Raw genomic sequence first — 16419 nt, 5'->3', positions numbered from 1 at the left:
GCTGCGGTATGGAGCACGGCGATGCGGTGTCGATCGCGGAGCTGCTGGAGGAGCGCCGGTTCCTGCTGGAGTTCGCCCGGTGGATGCCGGGCGGCCCGGCTGCTGCGGAGGGCGTCGTCGACGAGACCTACCGCCGGTGGTACGCGCTGTCCGACGCCGCGCGCCGGCGGATCGCCGTTCCCCGGTGGTGGCTGACGAGGACCGCGGCCGGGATCTGTCTCGGCATGACCCCGGCCCCGGTCGCCGACCCCGTCGCCCGCACGGAGCCGGAGACAGCCGAGCTCTCCGAGCGCGCCGGGCAGTGGCTGCGGTCGCAGCGCTCCCGCCCCACGACCCGGCAGCAGCACGACGCCGTCGCCCAGGCCGTCGGCCGCGCGTGCCGCACCGAGGACGGCGACCTGCTCACGTCGTTGCTGTGCCCGGACGTCATCGCGTTCTTCGACGGCGGCGGCAAGGTGCGGACGCTGACCTGCCCGGTGCACGGCAGCCGGCAGGTCGCCGACACCCTGCTGACCCTTCTGGCCCACCGCCCACGGACCACTCTCACCACGCATTCCGTGAACGGCCGTACCGGCCTCGTCGTCCGCTACGACGACCAGGTCGCCGCCGTCATCGTCCTCCACGTCGCCGACGACCGGGCCGCCCTGGTCTGGGTCACCCTCAACCCCGACAAGCTGCGGTCCTGGAACCAGCGCAGACGAGGGAGAACTTCTTCAGCGTGACGACGCCAGGACCACGACGACGCACGTGATCATCGACAGCGTGACGAGGACCATCGCGATGAGCGTCCCTCGTAGCCACTGCCGGATCCGGATCTGGTGCTGCTGTTCCACGCCGCTGACGGAGTCGGCGATGTGCTCGGTCACCATGCGGGCCACGTACCGCTGCTCGTCGAGGTACCACTGCTCGATCTCCAGCTTCTGCTCCGGACTCAGCTCCCCCGCCCGCGCGGTGAACTCCGCCACCCGCCGACGCGCCGCTTCCAGATGAGCGTTCCGGTACAGGTACCCCTCGATGTCGATCAGACCGCGCGCGGCCTCGTCCCGTGCGTCCATGGCGTACTCCCCGATGCGAACGAGAAACCCACCTACGCCATAAAGACTGCCCAGAAGCGTGGAATGTGACATGTGGAGCGGCGGATCCAGCGACCCCTTGGCCCTTGGCCGCGCTACGCGGGGGATGCGGGAGTACCCGTCGAGCGTGCCGTAGTGGTAGAAGGCGTCGCCGGCGTGCGGCAGCTACCGGTCGCCGGCGTCGATCGCGTCGAGTTCGCGGGCGGCGACGAACCCACGTGGCGGCGTCAGAGCAGGGAGCGGATCGTGGTCTCGAAGCGTTTCACGTGCTCGGCGGCCAGGTCCGCGGCGCCTGCCGCGTCTCCGGCCAGCACCGCGCGGATGAGCGGACCGTGCTCGCCGACGTGACCGCCCAGCCCGGGCAGCCGGTCGAGGAAGAGGCACCAGATGCGCGTGGCCAGGTTGTCGTAGCGCACGAGTGTGTCGGAGAGGAAGGGGTTCGCGGTGGCCGCGTACAGCGCCCGGTGCAGCCTGAGGTCCAGTTCGATGAGCTCCCCGACCTCTCCCCCGTCGGCCGCGTCCAACTCCGCGAGCAGTCCGGTCAGTACGGCCCGGTCCAGCGCGGTCGCCCGGCGAGCGGCACAGTCGGCGGCCAGCGGCTCCAGCCGGAGGCGCACCTCGGTGAGGTGGCCCAGGTCCGTGATCTGTACTTCGGAGGCGAAGGTGCCGCGTCGGGGAAAGGCCACCACGAGCCGGTCGGCCTCCAGACGTTTGAGGGCTTCGCGCACCGGCGTACGCCCCACTCCCAGCTCCGCCGCGACCTGCTCGTCGTTGATGGGCGTACCGGGCGCGATCCGCAGGGTCACCAAGCGGTCGCACAGGACCTCATAGGCCTGTTCGGCCAGAGACAGCCGACTCTCGGACGCCGCGACTGACATGCACACCCTCCTCGCCAGGGTTCCACCACCCTTCACCCTAGCCCAACAATTGATATATCAGCCGCGCTCGGGCTCGGCCGACGTCGGAGGACGGCTGCGCCCAATGACGGCGCGGTCGCCCATCCACACCCGGCTGCCCGTTCTGAGCGGGACGTCGGGGTCGAGACCTCTTGACGTTCGAGTCGACTTGCGCCTACAACTGATATATCAGTCGTACGCATCTAGTCTTCCAAGGGGACTGCATGAGCCTCGACGTCACGGAGGAACGCCCGGCCGGTGCCGCCGCAAGCGCCCTCTCCCAGCCGTTGGCCCAGTTCGACCCGGAGGTGGCCGCGGCGGTCAACGCGGAACTGGAGCGCCAGCAGTCGACGCTGGAGATGATCGCCAGCGAGAACTTCGCGCCGCTGGCGGTGATGGAGGCCCAGGGGTCGGTACTGACCAACAAGTACGCCGAGGGCTACCCCGGAAAGCGCTACTACGGCGGCTGCGAACACGTCGACGTCGTCGAGCGGCTGGCGATCGAGCGGATCACGGCCCTGTTCGGCGCCGAGGCGGCCAACGTCCAGCCGCACTCCGGCGCCCAGGCCAACGCCGCCGCGATGTTCGCCCTCCTCCAGCCCGGCGACACGATCCTCGGCCTGGACCTGGCGCACGGCGGGCACCTCACCCACGGCATGCGGCTGAACTACTCCGGCAAGCTCTACAACGTCGTGCCGTACCACGTACGCGAGTCCGACCTGCGTATCGACATGGACGAGGTGGAGCAGCTCGCCCTCGCCCACCGGCCGAAGCTGATCGTGGCCGGCTGGTCGGCCCACCCCGGCAGCTGGACTTCGCCGAGTTCCGCCGGATCGCCGACAGCGTGGGCGCGTACCTGATGGTGGACATGGCGCACTTCGCCGGTCTGGTGGCCGCCGGACTCCACCCGAGCCCCGTGCCGTACGCGGACGTGGTGACGACGACCACGCACAAGACCCTGGGCGGTCCCCGCGGCGGCGTGATCCTCAGCAAGGCGGAGCTGGCCAAGAAGATCAACTCGGCGGTGTTCCCGGGACAGCAGGGCGGGCCCCTCGAGCACGTGATCGCGGCCAAGGCGGTCGCCTTCAAGATGGCCGCGAGCGAGGAGTTCCGCGAGCGGCAGCGGCGCACGCTGAAGGGCGCGAAGATCCTCGCCGGGCGGCTGCTGGCCGACGACGTGGCGGAAGCGGGCATCACGGTGCTGACCGGGGGCACGGAGGTGCATCTCATCCTGGTGGACCTGCGCAACAGCCCGCTCGACGGCCGCCAGGCCGAGGACCGGCTGCACTCGGTCGGCATCACCGTCAACCGCAACGCCGTCCCCTTCGACCCACGCCCGCCCATGGTGTCGTCCGGGCTGCGCATCGGCACCCCCGCCCTGGCCACCCGGGGCTTCGGCGACGTGGAGTTCCGCGAGGTCGCCGACATCATCGCCCAGACGCTCAAGCCCGAGCAGCTCTCCGCCGAACAGGCCGAGGAACTGCGCGCCCGGGTGACGAAGCTTGCCTCCGCGTTCCCCCTGTACCCCCAGCTGAACGGAGAGGCGGCATGACCGGCACCCCGCTCCCGGACCACCCGGACTTCCTCTGGCGCAACCCCGACCCCAAGCCGTCGTACGACGTGGTGATCGTCGGTGGCGGCGGGCACGGTCTGGCCACCGCCTACTACCTGGCGAAGAACCACGGCATCACCAACATCGCCGTGCTGGAGAAGGGGTGGCTGGCGGGCGGCAACATGGCCCGCAACACCACGATCATCCGCTCCAACTACCTGTGGGACGAGAGCTCCGGCATCTACGAGCACTCCCTGAAGCTGTGGGAGACCCTCGAAGAGGACCTCGACTACCCGATCCTCTTCAGCCAGCGCGGTGTGCTCAACCTCGCCCACACCCTCCAGGACATCCGCGACAGCAAGCGCCGCGTCTACGCCAACCAGCTCAACGGCATCGACGCCGAGTGGCTGGAGCCGGACGAGGTCGCCAAGGTCTGCCCGATCGTCAACATCGACCCGGACGTGCGCTATCCGGTGCTCGGCGCGACCTACCAGCCGCGCGCCGGCATCGCCAAGCACGACTACGTCGCCTGGGGCTTCGCGCGGAAGGCCGACGCGTACGGCATCGACCTGATCCAGAACTGCGAGGTCACCGGCATCGACGTCGAGGGCGGGCGGGTGACCGGCGTACGGACCACCCGTGGCCGTATCGCCGCCGGAAAGGTGGCCCTCGCCGGCGCCGGGCACACCTCGGTGCTCGCCGCCATGGTGGGCCTGCGACTCCCGCTCCAGAGCCACCCGTTGCAGGCGCTCGTGTCGGAGCTGCTGGAGCCGGTGCACCCGACGGTCGTCATGTCCAACGCCGTGCACGTCTACGTGTCGCAGGCGCACAAGGGCGAGTTGGTCATGGGCGCGGGCATCGACAGCTACAACGGGTACGGCCAGCGCGGCGCGTTCCACATCATCGAGCGGCAGATGGCGGCCGCCCTGGAGCTGTTCCCGGTGTTCGCCCGCGCGCACATGCTGCGCACCTGGGCCGGCATCGTCGACACCACCCCGGACGCCTCCCCCATCGTCGGGCTCACCCCGGTCCAGAACCTCTACCTCAACTGCGGCTGGGGAACGGGCGGTTTCAAGGCCACCCCGGGTGTCGGCTGGTGCTACGCGCACACGATCGCCCACGACGAACCCCACCCGTACAACGCGCCGTTCACCCTGAACCGGTTCGTCACCGGCGCGCTGGTCGACGAGCACGGCGCGGCCGCCGTCGCCCACTGAGCACCCTCCGGAGACCCCGATGCAACTGATCGCCTGCCCCTGGTGCGGCGAGCGCGAGGAAGCCGAGTTCCACTACGGCGGCCAGGCGCACGTCCCCTACCCCGAGCGGCCCGCCGAGCTCGACGACGAGCAGTGGGCGCACTACGTCTTCTTCCGCGACAACCCCAAGGGCGAGTTCGCGGAGCGGTGGATGCACTCGGCGGGCTGCCGCCGCTGGTTCAACGCCGTGCGCGACACCGGCACCCACGAGTTCCTCGCCGTGTACCGACCGGGTGAGGAGGCCCGCGCATGAGCAGCACGTTCCGTGTCGACGGCCTCGGCTCCGTGGACCGCGCGAAGACCCTGTCGTTCACCTTCGACGGCCGCGCGTACACCGGCCACCCCGGCGACACCCTCGCCTCCGCCCTGCTGGCCAACGGGGTCCACCACGTGGCCACCGGCATCAAGTACGGGCGGCCGCGCGGCATCATGACCGCCGGGGTCGAGGAGCCCAACGCCCTGGTGCAGATCGAGGCCCCCTTCCCCGAGCCGATGCTCACGGCCACCACCGTCGAGTTGTACGACGGTCTCGTCGCCCGCGGCCTCAGCGGTCAGGGCCGACTCGGCTCCGAGCCCGACCCGGCCCGGTACGACACGATGCACGCCCACTGCGAGGTGCTGGTCGTCGGCGCCGGTCCGGCCGGACTGGCCGCCGCGCTGACCGCCGCACGCTCCGGTGTCCGGGTCGTCCTGGTCGACGAACTCCCCTCCCCCGGCGGCTCGTTGCTCGGCAGCCGGGACGGCCTCGACGACTGGCTCACCGAAGCCACCGCCGAACTCGCGGCCAACGCCGACGTCCGCCACCTCCAGCGCACCACCGCCGTCGGCTACTACGACGACGGTCTCGTCCTCGCCCTGGAGAAGCGCACCGACCACCTCGGCGCCGACGCGCCCGCGCATGTCTCCCGGCAGCGGATCTGGCGCATCCGGGCCAAGCAGGTCGTCTTCGCGACCGGCGCCTACGAGCGGCCGATCGCCTTCGACGACAACGACCGCCCCGGCATCATGCTGGCGAACTCCGCCCGCACCTACCTCAACCGCTTCGGCGTCCTGCCGGGCCGTGAGATCGCCGTGTTCACCACGAACGACAGCGCCTACCGCGCGGCGACCGAACTCGCCGACGCGGGCGCCGAGATCGTCGCGGTGATCGACGTACGCGAGAACGTGCCCGCGCACTGGCGCGAGGCGTGTGCCGCGCGGGGCATCGAGATGCGCACCGGGCAGGTGGTCACCGGCACGACCGGCACCGAGCGGATCACCGGCGTCAAGGTCGGCTCCGAGGAACTCGGCTGCGACCTGCTGCTCGTGTCGGGCGGCTGGAACCCGGCCGTGGCACTGTTCAGCCAGGCCCGTGGCGCGCTGCGCTATGACGCCGACCTGGGCTCCTTCGTACCCGCTGCCGCTCTGGACACCGTGCGGGCGGCGGGTGCCGCCAACGGCGCCCTCACGCCGTCCGGGGTTCTCGCGGACGGCGCCGAGACGGCCGTAGAAGCGCTGTCGGCGCTTGGTCGGACCGCGCAGCCGGTCGCTCTCCCGGCCGTCGCCGACGAGCCCGCCGGCGAACAGGGCGCGGTGCTGTGGCGCGTCTCCGGGGGCTCCGGAGACGTCCAGTTCGTGGACCTCCAGCGCGACGGGACCGTCACGGACGTGCTCCGGGCCACCGGGGCCGGTCTGCGCTCGGTGGAGCACGTCAAGCGGTACACCACCATCGGCACCGCCCACGACCAGGGCCGTACCTCGGGCGTGCTGACCTCCGGGATCATCGCCGAGGCGCTGGGGCTGGACATCGCCGAGCTGGGCACCCCGAAGCTGCGGCCGCCGACGGTGCCGGTGTCGTTCGCCGCGTTCGCCGGCCGCAACCGGGGCGAGCTGTTCGACCCGGTCCGGATCACCGCCGTACACCCGTGGCATGTCGCGCACGGGGCGCTGTTCGAGAACGTGGGGCAGTGGAAGCGGCCGTGGTACTACCCCCTCGACGGGGAGACCATGGACGAGGCCGTGCTGCGGGAGTGCCGGGCGACCCGTGAGGGCGTCGGCATGATGGACGGCTCCACGCTCGGCAAGATCAGCGTCCAGGGACCGGACTCCGGCATCCTGCTGGACCGGCTCTACACCAACCTGATGAGCTCGCTGAAGGTCGGCCGGGTCCGCTACGGCGTGATGTGCGGCTTCGACGGCATGGCACTCGACGACGGCACCGTGCTGCGGATCGCCGACGAGGAGTTCCTGGTCACCACGACCACCGGCAACGCCGCCAAGGTCCTTGACTGGATGGAGGAGTTCCTCCAGACGGAGTGGCCGGACCTCAGGGTCCACCTCGCCTCCGTCACCGAGCACTGGGCGACGATCCCGCTGGTCGGACCCCGCTCGCGGGACGTGCTGGCGCTGGTCGCGCCCACCCTGGACGTGAGCAACGACGCGTTCGGGTTCATGACCTGGCAGGACACCGTCGTCGCGGACGTCCCCGCCCGGGTGGCCCGGATCAGCTTCTCCGGTGAGCTCGCCTACGAGATCAACGTGCCCGCCTGGTACGCCCGTTCGGTGTGGGAGGCCGTGTACGCGGCGGGCGGTCCGTTCGGCATCACGCCGTACGGCACCGAGACCATGCACGTGCTGCGCGCGGAGAAGGCCTACCCGATCATCGGGCAGGACACCGACGGCACGATCACCCCGCAGGACCTGGGGATGTCGTGGGTGGTGTCCAAGAAGAAGGACGACTTCATCGGCAAGCGGTCCTTCGGCCGGGCCGAGAACCAGCGCACCGACCGCAAGCAGCTGGTCGCCCTGCTGCCCGTCGACGAGCAGACCCTGCTGCCGGAGGGCGCCCAGATCATCGCGACCGAGACGGTGCCCGCGCCGCCGGTCCCGATGCTCGGGCACGTCACCTCCAGCTACCGCAGCGACGCCCTGCGGCGCACCTTCGCCCTCGCCCTGCTGCGCGGTGGCACCGGCCGTGTCGGCGAGACCCTCTACGTCCCGCTGGCAGGACGCACCGTACCGGTGCTCGTGACCGACCCCGTGGTCTTCGACAAGGAGGGAACCCGCCGTGACGGTTGACACCCCCGCCCGTTTCAGCCCGCTCGGCGACTGGCAGGAGGCCTTCGGGCGGCTGCCCGCCGGCTTCCAGGTCCAGGAACTGCCCTTCCTCACCCAGCTCACCCTGCGGGTGGCGCCGGACAGTCCGGCGGCGAGGGCCGTCGAGTCGGTCCTGGGCTTCCCGCTGCCGTCCGCCTCGCATGCGGAACTGTCCGGTGAGGTCAAGGCCCTGTGGCTGGGTCCCGACGAGTGGCTGCTGGTCGCCCCGGCGGACACCGCCGAGGCGCTGGCCGAGAAGCTGCGGTCGGCGATCGGCGAGGAGTTCGCCACCGTCACCGACGTCTCCGCGCAGCGCACCGTGCTGTCCCTGCGGGGCAGCCTCACCCGCGAGATCCTCGCCCAGGGCTGCGCCATCGACCTGGATCCCAGGGTGTCCCCCGTCGGGTCCTGCTACACCACCCTCCTCGCGCAGACAGGCATCACCCTGGTCGTCCGCGAGGAGGCGGCCTCCGGCGTGTGGCTGCTGGTCCGCTCCTCCTTCGCCCCGTACGCGGCGGCCTGGCTGGTCGACGCGGCCTCGGAGTACGGCGGAGGCACCGGATGACCCTCAGCGTCTTCGACATGTTCAAGGTGGGCATCGGACCGTCCAGTTCGCACACGGTCGGCCCGATGCGGGCCGCGAACTCCTTCGCGCTCGCCCTCGAACAGGAAGGACTGCTGGAGGACACGTACGGCGTCCATGTCGAGCTGTTCGGCTCGCTGGGCGCCACCGGACACGGGCACGGCAGCGTCAAGGCGGTCGTGCTCGGTCTGGAGGGCCACGCCCCCGAGACGGTGGACCCCGCCCTGGCCGAACCGACCATGGACCGGGTCCGTACGACGGGCAGCCTGCGCCTGCTCGACAAGCACCCCCTCGCCTTCCGTGTTGACGACGACATCGTCCTGCACCGCGGCAAGCGGCTGGAGTTCCACTCCAACGCCATGACCTTCGAGGCGGTCGACAGCGCCGGCCGTCGCGTGTCACTGCGGACCTACTACTCCGTCGGCGGCGGCTTCGTCCTGGACGAGGACCAGGCGAACGGCCCGCAGATCGTCCCGGACACCACTGCGGTGCCCTATCCGTTCACCACCGGCGCACAGCTGCTGGCGCACACCGAGGCCACCGGCCTGTCGATCAGCTCGATCATGATGGCGAACGAGACGGCCTGGCGCAGCGAGGCCGCGGTCCGGGCCGGGCTGCTGCACATCTGGTCCGTCATGCAGGAGTGCGTCCGGCAGGGGTGCGCCACCGACGGTGTGCTGCCCGGCGGCCTGAAGGTGCGCCGCCGGGCCGCCGCGCTGCACCACCGGCTCCTCAACGCGGACGACGACGCGGAGACCGACTCCCTGCACGCCATGGAGTGGGTGACGCTGTACGCGCTGGCCGTGAACGAGGAGAACGCGGCCGGCGGCCGGGTCGTCACCGCCCCGACCAACGGCGCCGCCGGAATCATCCCCGCCGTACTGCACTACTACGAGCGGTTCGTGCGCGGCGCGAACGCGGACGGCATCGTGCGGTTCCTGCTGACCGCGGCGGCCGTCGGTGTGCTGTTCAAGGAGAACGCCTCGATCTCCGGGGCCGAGGTCGGCTGCCAGGGCGAGGTCGGATCGGCCTGCTCGATGGCGGCCGCCGGGCTGGCCGAGGTCATCGGCGGCACCCCCGAACAGGTCGAGAACGCCGCCGAGATCGGCATCGAGCACAATCTCGGCCTCACCTGCGACCCCGTCGGCGGGCTCGTGCAGATCCCCTGCATCGAGCGCAACGCCGTCGCCTCGCTGAAGGCGATCACCGCCGCGCGGATGGCCATCCACGGCGACGGCACCCATCACGTCTCCCTCGACAAGGCGATCAAGACCATGCGGGAGACCGGGGCCGACATGAAGGACAAGTACAAGGAGACCGCGCGTGGCGGTCTCGCCCTCAACGTGGTCGAGTGCTGAGGAGACAGCCATGAGCACCCAGTTCGTATTGACCCTGAGCTGCCCCGAGCGCCCCGGCATCGTCAACGCCGTGACCAGCTTCCTCGTCCGGCACAGCTGCGACATCACCGAGCACCAGCAGTTCGACGACCCCGACCACGAACTCGTCTTCCTGCGCACCGAGTTCAGGACCGCCGACGAGACGATCACCCTCGCCGGCCTCAAGGAGGCCTTCGCCACCGTCGCGGACACCTACGGGATGCAGTGGGAGCTGCGGGACGCGTCGGTGCAGCCCCGCGTCCTGGTGATGGTGTCGAAGTTCGACCACTGCCTGGCCGACCTGCTCTACCGCTTCAAGAGCGGCACCCTCGACGCCGACATCGCGCTCGTCGTCTCCAACCACGCCGATCTCAAGCCCATGGCGGACGCGGCCGGCATCCCCTTCGAGCACGTCCCGGTCAGCGCGGCGACCAAGCCGCAGTCCGAGGCCCGGCTGCTGGAACTCGTGGCCGAGCACGACATCGACCTTGTGGTGCTCGCCCGGTACATGCAGATCCTCTCGGACGACCTGTGCAAGAGCCTCGAAGGCCGGGCGATCAACATCCACCACTCGTTCCTGCCGAGCTTCGTGGGTGCCAAGCCCTACCACCAGGCCTACCAGCGCGGCGTGAAGCACGTCGGCGCCACCGCGCACTACGTCACGGCGGACCTGGACGAAGGGCCGATCATCGAGCAGGAGGTCATCCGGGTCGACCACCGGCTCTCCGCGGACCAACTCGTCCTGGTCGGCCGGGACGCCGAGCGCACCGCCCTGGCACGGGCGGTCAACTGGCACTGCCAGAACCGCGTTCTGCTGCACGGCAACCGCACGGTCATCTTCAGCTGACATCACGTTCTCAGCCGACATCACGCTTCACGACGGAAGGTGTGCCCCCTTGTCCACCGCGACCGTTCTCTCCGGCTCCGCAGCCGCGGCAGACATCAAGCGTGAACTCGCCGACCGGGTCGCCGCGTTGCGGACCCGCGGCATCGTCCCCGGGCTCGGCACGATCCTCGTCGGCGACGACCCCGGCAGCCGTTCCTACGTGGGCGGCAAGCACCGGGACTGCGCCGAGGTCGGCATCGCCTCGCTGCGCGTCGAGCTGCCGGCCACCGCGACGCAGGCCGACGTCGAGGCGGCCGTGCTGCGCCTGAACGCCGACCCGGCGTGCACCGGCTTCATCGTCCAACTCCCGTTGCCCGCGCACCTCGACATGCACGCGGTGCTGGAGCTGGTCGACCCGGCCAAGGACGCCGACGGGCTGCACCCGACCAACCTGGGCCGTCTGGTGCTCGGGACCCCCGCGCCCCTGCCGTGCACACCCCGGGGCATCCTCGATCTGCTCCGGCGCCATCAAGTCCCCATCACCGGCGCCCAGTTCTGTGTCATCGGCTGCGGTGTGACGGTCGGCCGACCCCTCGGGCTGATGCTCACCCGGCGCACCGAACACGCCACGGTCACCCTGTGTCACGAGGCGACCCGCGACATCGCCGCCCACACCAGCGCCGCGGACGTCGTGGTCGCCGCCGCCGGGGTGGCCCATCTGGTGCAGCCCGACTGGATCAAGCCGGGCGCGACCGTGCTGTCCGTGGGCCTCACCCGGACCGTGGAGGGCATCCTCGGCGACGTCCACCCCGACGTCGACCGGATCGCCGGGAGCCTCGCTCCCCCGATCGGCGGCGTCGGACCGATGACCCGCGCCATGCTGATCACGAACATCGTGGAGGCGGCGGAGCGCCGGACTGCCGTCGAGGCTTCCTGAAGGGTGCCGCGCGAGGCTGTTTCATATCCCGATACTGACCGCTTTCGCCGAGTGCGAGCAGCCGTTGATCACGGGGACATCGATGGGCCCTTTACGGCTGCCCGTCGACCCGGCGCTGCTGGTCTGGGAACCACTGACAGGGTCTGCCCGGGGCGGCGGCACCGCCGAGAATGATGAACGGGCGGCTTCGGATTCCTCCGAAACCGCCCCTCACCTGCGACTCCATCGAGTCGGGACGACAGGATTTGAACCTGCGACCCCTTGACCCCCAGTCAAGTGCGCTACCAAGCTGCGCCACGTCCCGGTGCCTCTCGCGCGGTGAACCGCGTGATCGTGCAGGTCAACCTTACCGTACAGGCACGGGTGTTCCGGCGGACCCGATGGGCGCGAGCGGGCGGTGGGGCCGGCCCGGCGTCCGGGCCGGCCCCTGTTCGTCAGCCGCGTGTGCCGGTCGTGACCGCTTCCGGCTCGCCGTCGGCCACCCGCGTCGTACCGGTGAGCCGTCCCGCCCGGGCCACCGGCACCAGCAGCGCAGCCAGCGCGGCGGCCAGGCAGGCCACCGCCAGCAGGGTGAAGCCGTGGGTGTAGCCGGAGGCGTACGGCAGGCCCGAGGGCTGGAGCCGGCCGGTGACCAGGACGCTGGTCAGGGCGGCGCCTATGGAACCGCCGATGGTGCGGATGTTGGCGTTCATGCCGGTCGCGGCGCCGGTCTGGGAGGCCGGGACGCTGCCGACGATGAGGTTGGCCATGGAGGCGAAGGCTAGTCCGATGCCGAGGCCGAACACGCCGGAGACCAGGGCTACTTGCCACTGCTCCTCGTGCCAGGCGGCGAGCATCCCGAGGGCCAGGGCGCCGAGTGCGGCGCCGGCGGTCAGCAGGGCCTTGGCGCCCACGACGGGCTGGAGCCGGCCGCTGAGGATGCCCGAGAAGAACATCGTCACCAGCATGGGCAGCATCAGCAGCCCGGAGGCGGTGACGCTCGCGCCGAAGCCGTATCCCGCGGAGCTCGGCGTCTGCACGAAGCCGGGCAGGAAGGACCACAGCCCGTACATGCCCGCGCCGAACAGCAGGGCCACGGTGTTGGTGGTCCACACGGCGGGCAGCCGCATCACACGCAGGTCGATCAGCGGGGTGCGGGAGCGGGCCTCCGTCAGCAGCCACACCGCGAACAGCACGACCGCGGCGGCGAACAGACCGATCACCTTCGGCGAGCCCCAGCCCCACACGCTCGCCTGGCTCAGCGGCAGCAGCAGCGCCACCAGCCAGGCCGACAGCAGGCCGGCGCCGAGCCAACTGACGCTCCCCTCCGCCCGGTTGGGCGACTCGGGGACGTAACGCAGGGCGATGAGGACGGTGGCCGCGACGACGCCGACCGGGATCCAGAACAGCCAGCGGTAGTCGAGGGCCGACACGATCGGGCCGGCCGCGACGATGCCGACGCCGCCGCCCGCGGCGATCACGGCGGACAGGTTGCTGATGCTGCCGCTGACCTGCGACGGGGCGAACTCGTCCCGGATGATGCCGAACGACAGCGGGAACAGGGCACCGCCCACGCCCTGGAGGACCCGGGCGACGATCAGTACGCCGATGTTCGGGGCGAGCGCGGCCAGCAGACAGCCGGCCATCACGACGAGCAGGACGGAGACGAGGGTGCGCTTCTTGCCGGCCAGGTCGCCGACGCGGCCGAGGATCGGCGTGAAGACGGAGGCGGACAGCAGATAGGCCGTCATCACCCAGGTCGCCGTGGACTGGGAGGTGTGCAGCGCGTGCTGCACGGTCGGCAGCGCCGGTGCGATCAGCGACTGCAGCATGGAGAAGACACCGGCACCGGTCGCGAGGACGGCGAAGGTGAGACGGGTGGACTTGCGGGGCATGGAGGGCCTCTCCGAACGAACGGGGTGCGGCCGAGGTTCTCGGGCCATGGCTGTACGGGCCCTGAGCGCGGGGGCGTGCACACCCACACTGCTAAAGTGGAGGTACGCCTCCACTGTAGCGGAGGCACACCTCCGGTTCAACCGAGTCCTTCCCGGGAGGCAGCAGTGACGGCCCAGCCGTACCCCGTCCGTGAACTCGTGGCGTCCCGCCGCCCGCATCGCAAGGACGCCGCGCGCAACTACGACGCCCTGCTGGCGGCTGCCCGGGAGGCGTTCGCCGAGCACGGGGCGGAGGCCTCGCTGGAGGACATCGCGAAGCGCGCGGGTGTGGGGATCGGCACGCTGTACCGGAACTTCCCGTCCCGCCGCGAGCTCTTCGAGAGCGTGTACGCGGACGAGGTCAACGAGCTCGTCAGGGTGGCCGAGGAGGTCGCCGTCCTGGAGCCGTGGGAGGCGCTCACCTCCTGGCTGACCCGGTTCACGGGCTACATGGTGACCAAGCGGGCCGTGCGCGAGGCGCTCGACGACGAGTCCGAGATCTTCGACGCCTGCCGCGAGTCGATGTTCGCGGCCGGCGGCCCGCTGTTCGAGCGGGCTCAGGAGGCGGGCGTGGCCCGCACGGACATGGACTTCGGCGACCTGCTCCGCCTGGTCGCCGGCATCACCGCCACGGTCTTCGTCGACGACGCCCAGCGCGACCGGGTGCTGTCCATCGCCCTGGACGGGGTCCGCGCCACCGCCGGCTGAGCGCGGCGCCCACCGTCAGAACAACGTCACGCCCGCTGCCAGAACAGCGGCACGCCCACTGTCAGATCAGCGGCGCCTCTCCCCCGTACCACCCGTGCTCGCGCAGCGGTCCGACGGACAGTCCCCGGTCCTCGCAGGTGTCGAGGATCCTCGGGAGCGCGCCCAGGGCCGAGCGCCAGGCGCCCGGGGCCGAGGTGCAGTCGGAGTCGTGGAGCAGGATCGTGCCGCCGCCGTGCAGGTCCCCGGTGACCGTGCGGTGGACGGACTCCGGTGTGGCGCGGGCCGTCCAGTCCTCGCCCCAGCTGGTCCACAGCACGGGAGTGAGGCCGAGGCGGCGGGCCGCGAGGTGGGCGGCGGTGGACATCACGCCGTAGGGCGGCCGGAAGAGCGCGGGCGGGCGCCCGGCGAGGTCGCCGACCGTGTCCCTGGCGCGGGCGAAGTCGTCGTACGTGGCACGCGGGCCGCGCAGCAGCAGGGGCCGGTGGTGCCAGCCGTGGATCCCGATCTCGTGGCCCGCGTCGGCGATCTCGCGGACCAGGCCGGGCGAGCGGCGCGCCTGGCGGCCGAGCAGGAAGAAGGTGGCCGTGACCTTCCGCTCCGCCAGGGCCCGCAGGAAGAACGGGGTGGACAGCGGGTCGGGTCCGTCGTCGAAGGTCAGGGCGACGTGGTCGGCGCGGCCGCGGCCGGCCAGGCGGGGCATGGTCCGGTTGCGCAGCGGGCCGAAGGTCGACACCACGGGTGCCGCGTGCGCGGCGGCGAGGACCGGGAGGGCGACCAGGACGGTCGTACGGAGCAGGCGCGCGGCGGTCACGAGTGGTGCTCCGGGTGGTGCGGGCCGTCGGGGTGCGGCGGGTCGTCGAGGTCGAGGCTGCGGCCGATGGCGTGCATGACGCCGGTGCCGCTGCCGGTGGTGGCGACCGCGGTGCCGACGGCGCCGGCCCAGACCGTGCAGGCCACGGCCGCCGTGGCGACGAGGCGCCGTACGACCGATCGGGGCCTGGTCCGTCGTACGACCGGAACGGGCGGTACGGGGAGGGGGCCCGCGTTCCGGCAGGCCCTCGCTATCTCGTCCGCGGGGCCCTGACCGGCGCTCGCGAAGAGTCCGAACCCCGCCTCGCGCTGGAGCAGGCCGCGTGGTCCGTCGATCAAGTCGCAGAGGACGTCCTTGAGTTCGGCGGGGTCCTGGGTCCAGGCCGCCACGCCCGCCTCGTCGAGCGCGGCGGAGTTGGTCAGCCCGTGGCCGGGTATGCAGCGATAGCTGAGGACGGGCAGCCCCGCGGCGAAGGCCTCCAGGGAGGTCAGGCCTCCGGCGTTCTGCACCAGAACATCGGCCGCGTGCATCAGGCCGGGCATGTCGTCGACCCAGCCGTGGACGTGCTCGATGCCGTCCGCGCGCAGCTGCTGGGCCAGCACCTCGTTGCGCCCGCAGACGACGACCGGTACGGCCGCGCCGCACTCGCGCAGCTCCAGCGCCACCTGCCGGACCGGTCCGACACCCCAGGAACCGGCCACCAGCAGCGCCAGCGGGGCGCTGTCGGGCAGCCCGAACCGGGCCCGCGCGGCGCTCCGTTCGGCCGCCCGTGCGGGGCGGAATCGGGGGTCGACGACCGGCCCCGCCACCCGGACGTCGTGCGCGCCGAGGGCCCGGGCCTGGGCGGCGGGCACGGCGTGGGCGGCGAGGTGGACGTCCACGCCGTCGGCCACCCAGAGAGGGTGCACGGAGAAGTCGGTGAGGTAGGTGAGCACCGGCACGTCGAGGCGGCCGGCCAGCCGGAGCCGGCCCAGCACCCGGCTGGCCCCGGGGTAGGTGGAGACGACGGCGCCGGTGTCCGCGGGCAGAGCGCGCAGCATCCGGTCCTCGGCGGTGCGCAGCAGCGCGCGGGCCAGCGGGCCGCCGCCACCGGAGCGCTCGGTGCTGTTGTAGATGCGCTGGTAGGCCCAGGGCGCCCGGACGAGCATCCGGTGGTAGCCGTCGCGGACGGCCCGGCCGATCCGGGCGGGCAGCAGGTCGAGCAGGTCGAAGCGGTCGACCGTGACGCCGGATGCCAGGAGCCGGCGATGCAGCTCGTGCGCGGCACCGTCGTGGCCGGCTCCGATGCTGGCGGAGACAATCACGACGCGCTCGCCCGGGGCCGTACGGCGGGGCGGCGGCGCGGGCCGGGCACCCAGGGTGGCGGCCGCGAGGGCGCGCAGATGCACCGTACTTCCGAGGTGGGGCATGGGC

Annotated in this window: 12 protein-coding genes, 1 tRNA gene and 2 pseudogenes; 9 read left to right on the top strand and 6 right to left on the bottom strand. The window is 71.6% G+C overall.

The features are described 5' to 3' along the window. Nucleotides 1-8: 8 nt before the first annotated feature. Nucleotides 9-722, top strand: a complete 714-nt coding sequence (locus ACQEWB_RS43710) for an RNA polymerase subunit sigma (protein WP_432841401.1) — start codon at nt 9-11, stop codon at nt 720-722. Here the strand turns inward: ACQEWB_RS43710 and ACQEWB_RS43705 are convergent. Both ACQEWB_RS43705 and ACQEWB_RS43700 read right to left on the bottom strand, forming a co-directional pair. Then, nucleotides 714-1055 (bottom strand): hypothetical protein, encoded by a 342-nt coding sequence (locus ACQEWB_RS43705; RefSeq protein WP_432841399.1) that lies wholly within the window; start codon nt 1053-1055, stop codon nt 714-716. The two genes, ACQEWB_RS43710 and ACQEWB_RS43705, sit on opposite strands and share 9 nt — an antisense overlap. A gap of 245 nt (nt 1056-1300) precedes the next feature. Next, complete coding sequence (locus tag ACQEWB_RS43700) at nt 1301-1951, bottom strand: GntR family transcriptional regulator (protein WP_432841397.1); 651 nt, start codon at nt 1949-1951, stop codon at nt 1301-1303. 242 nt (nt 1952-2193) lie between these two features. On the opposite strand from ACQEWB_RS43700, the pseudogene glyA reads away from it, so the two are divergent. The 7 genes and pseudogenes from glyA to ACQEWB_RS43665 all read left to right on the top strand — a co-directional run bounded on the left by glyA (nt 2194) and on the right by ACQEWB_RS43665 (nt 11574). Beyond that, nucleotides 2194-3521: pseudogene (gene glyA, locus ACQEWB_RS43695) on the top strand (serine hydroxymethyltransferase). Continuing rightward, entirely contained in the window at nt 3518-4738 is a 1221-nt protein-coding gene (locus ACQEWB_RS43690) for a sarcosine oxidase subunit beta family protein (RefSeq protein ID WP_432841395.1), read from the top strand. Before glyA ends, ACQEWB_RS43690 begins: the two are co-directional and overlap by 4 nt. Nucleotides 4739-4757: 19 nt before the next feature. Beyond that, a pseudogene (locus ACQEWB_RS43685) lies at nt 4758-7834 on the top strand (sarcosine oxidase subunit delta family protein). Then, on the top strand, nt 7824-8417 hold the full coding sequence (locus ACQEWB_RS43680; protein WP_432841394.1) for a sarcosine oxidase subunit gamma: 594 nt from the start codon (nt 7824-7826) through the stop codon (nt 8415-8417). The pseudogene ACQEWB_RS43685 and the gene ACQEWB_RS43680 overlap by 11 nt, the downstream one beginning before the upstream one ends. Then, nucleotides 8414-9793: an L-serine ammonia-lyase gene (locus ACQEWB_RS43675; RefSeq protein ID WP_432841392.1), complete on the top strand. Its 1380-nt coding sequence runs from the start codon at nt 8414-8416 to the stop codon at nt 9791-9793. Before ACQEWB_RS43680 ends, ACQEWB_RS43675 begins: the two co-directional genes overlap by 4 nt. A 10-nt stretch (nt 9794-9803) precedes the next feature. Then, nucleotides 9804-10658 carry a formyltetrahydrofolate deformylase gene (purU, locus tag ACQEWB_RS43670; protein WP_432841390.1) on the top strand — a complete coding sequence of 285 codons (855 nt, stop codon included), beginning with the start codon at nt 9804-9806 and terminating at the stop codon, nt 10656-10658. Nucleotides 10659-10707: 49 nt separating this feature from the next. Next, nucleotides 10708-11574 carry a bifunctional methylenetetrahydrofolate dehydrogenase/methenyltetrahydrofolate cyclohydrolase gene (locus ACQEWB_RS43665; protein WP_432841388.1) on the top strand — a complete coding sequence of 289 codons (867 nt, stop codon included), beginning with the start codon at nt 10708-10710 and terminating at the stop codon, nt 11572-11574. A 230-nt stretch (nt 11575-11804) separates the two neighbouring features. Here ACQEWB_RS43665 and ACQEWB_RS43660 read toward each other — a convergent pair. Continuing rightward, nucleotides 11805-11878: transfer RNA gene (locus ACQEWB_RS43660), tRNA-Pro, on the bottom strand. Nucleotides 11879-12008: 130 nt separating this feature from the next. After that, nucleotides 12009-13448, bottom strand: a complete 1440-nt coding sequence (locus tag ACQEWB_RS43655) for an MFS transporter (protein ID WP_432841386.1) — start codon at nt 13446-13448, stop codon at nt 12009-12011. A gap of 165 nt (nt 13449-13613) precedes the next feature. Between ACQEWB_RS43655 and ACQEWB_RS43650 the strand changes: the two genes are divergently transcribed. Beyond that, nucleotides 13614-14195 carry a TetR/AcrR family transcriptional regulator gene (locus tag ACQEWB_RS43650; protein WP_432841384.1) on the top strand — a complete coding sequence of 194 codons (582 nt, stop codon included), beginning with the start codon at nt 13614-13616 and terminating at the stop codon, nt 14193-14195. A gap of 61 nt (nt 14196-14256) precedes the next feature. Here ACQEWB_RS43650 and ACQEWB_RS43645 read toward each other — a convergent pair whose 3' ends face one another. Together ACQEWB_RS43645 and ACQEWB_RS43640 are read right to left on the bottom strand one after the other, a co-directional pair. Then, nucleotides 14257-15006, bottom strand: a complete 750-nt coding sequence (locus ACQEWB_RS43645; RefSeq protein WP_432841382.1) for a polysaccharide deacetylase family protein — start codon at nt 15004-15006, stop codon at nt 14257-14259. Next, on the bottom strand, nt 15003-16415 hold the full coding sequence (locus ACQEWB_RS43640) for a glycosyltransferase (protein WP_432841380.1): 1413 nt from the start codon (nt 16413-16415) through the stop codon (nt 15003-15005). Before ACQEWB_RS43640 ends, ACQEWB_RS43645 begins: the two co-directional genes overlap by 4 nt. Between the last annotated feature and the right edge of the window lie 4 nt (nt 16416-16419).

The organism is Streptomyces sp. CA-249302 (assembly GCF_050936785.1).
Classification (GTDB): domain Bacteria; phylum Actinomycetota; class Actinomycetes; order Streptomycetales; family Streptomycetaceae; genus Streptomyces.
Note: the sequence above shows the minus strand (reverse complement) of the source record. Positions and strands in the feature narration are given on the sequence as shown.

Bases quoted from the DNA above. Each gene is read 5' to 3' on its own strand.
- ACQEWB_RS43710 (WP_432841401.1), top strand. From the start codon at position 9: ATGGAGCACGGCGATGCGGTGTCGATCGCGGAGCTGCTGGAGGAGCGC.
- ACQEWB_RS43705 (WP_432841399.1), bottom strand. From the start codon at position 1,055: ATGGACGCACGGGACGAGGCCGCGCGCGGTCTGATCGACATCGAGGGG.
- ACQEWB_RS43700 (WP_432841397.1), bottom strand. From the start codon at position 1,951: ATGTCAGTCGCGGCGTCCGAGAGTCGGCTGTCTCTGGCCGAACAGGCC.
- ACQEWB_RS43690 (WP_432841395.1), top strand. From the start codon at position 3,518: ATGACCGGCACCCCGCTCCCGGACCACCCGGACTTCCTCTGGCGCAAC.
- ACQEWB_RS43675 (WP_432841392.1), top strand. From the start codon at position 8,414: ATGACCCTCAGCGTCTTCGACATGTTCAAGGTGGGCATCGGACCGTCC.
- purU (WP_432841390.1), top strand. From the start codon at position 9,804: ATGAGCACCCAGTTCGTATTGACCCTGAGCTGCCCCGAGCGCCCCGGC.
- ACQEWB_RS43655 (WP_432841386.1), bottom strand. From the start codon at position 13,448: ATGCCCCGCAAGTCCACCCGTCTCACCTTCGCCGTCCTCGCGACCGGT.
- ACQEWB_RS43640 (WP_432841380.1), bottom strand. From the start codon at position 16,415: ATGCCCCACCTCGGAAGTACGGTGCATCTGCGCGCCCTCGCGGCCGCC.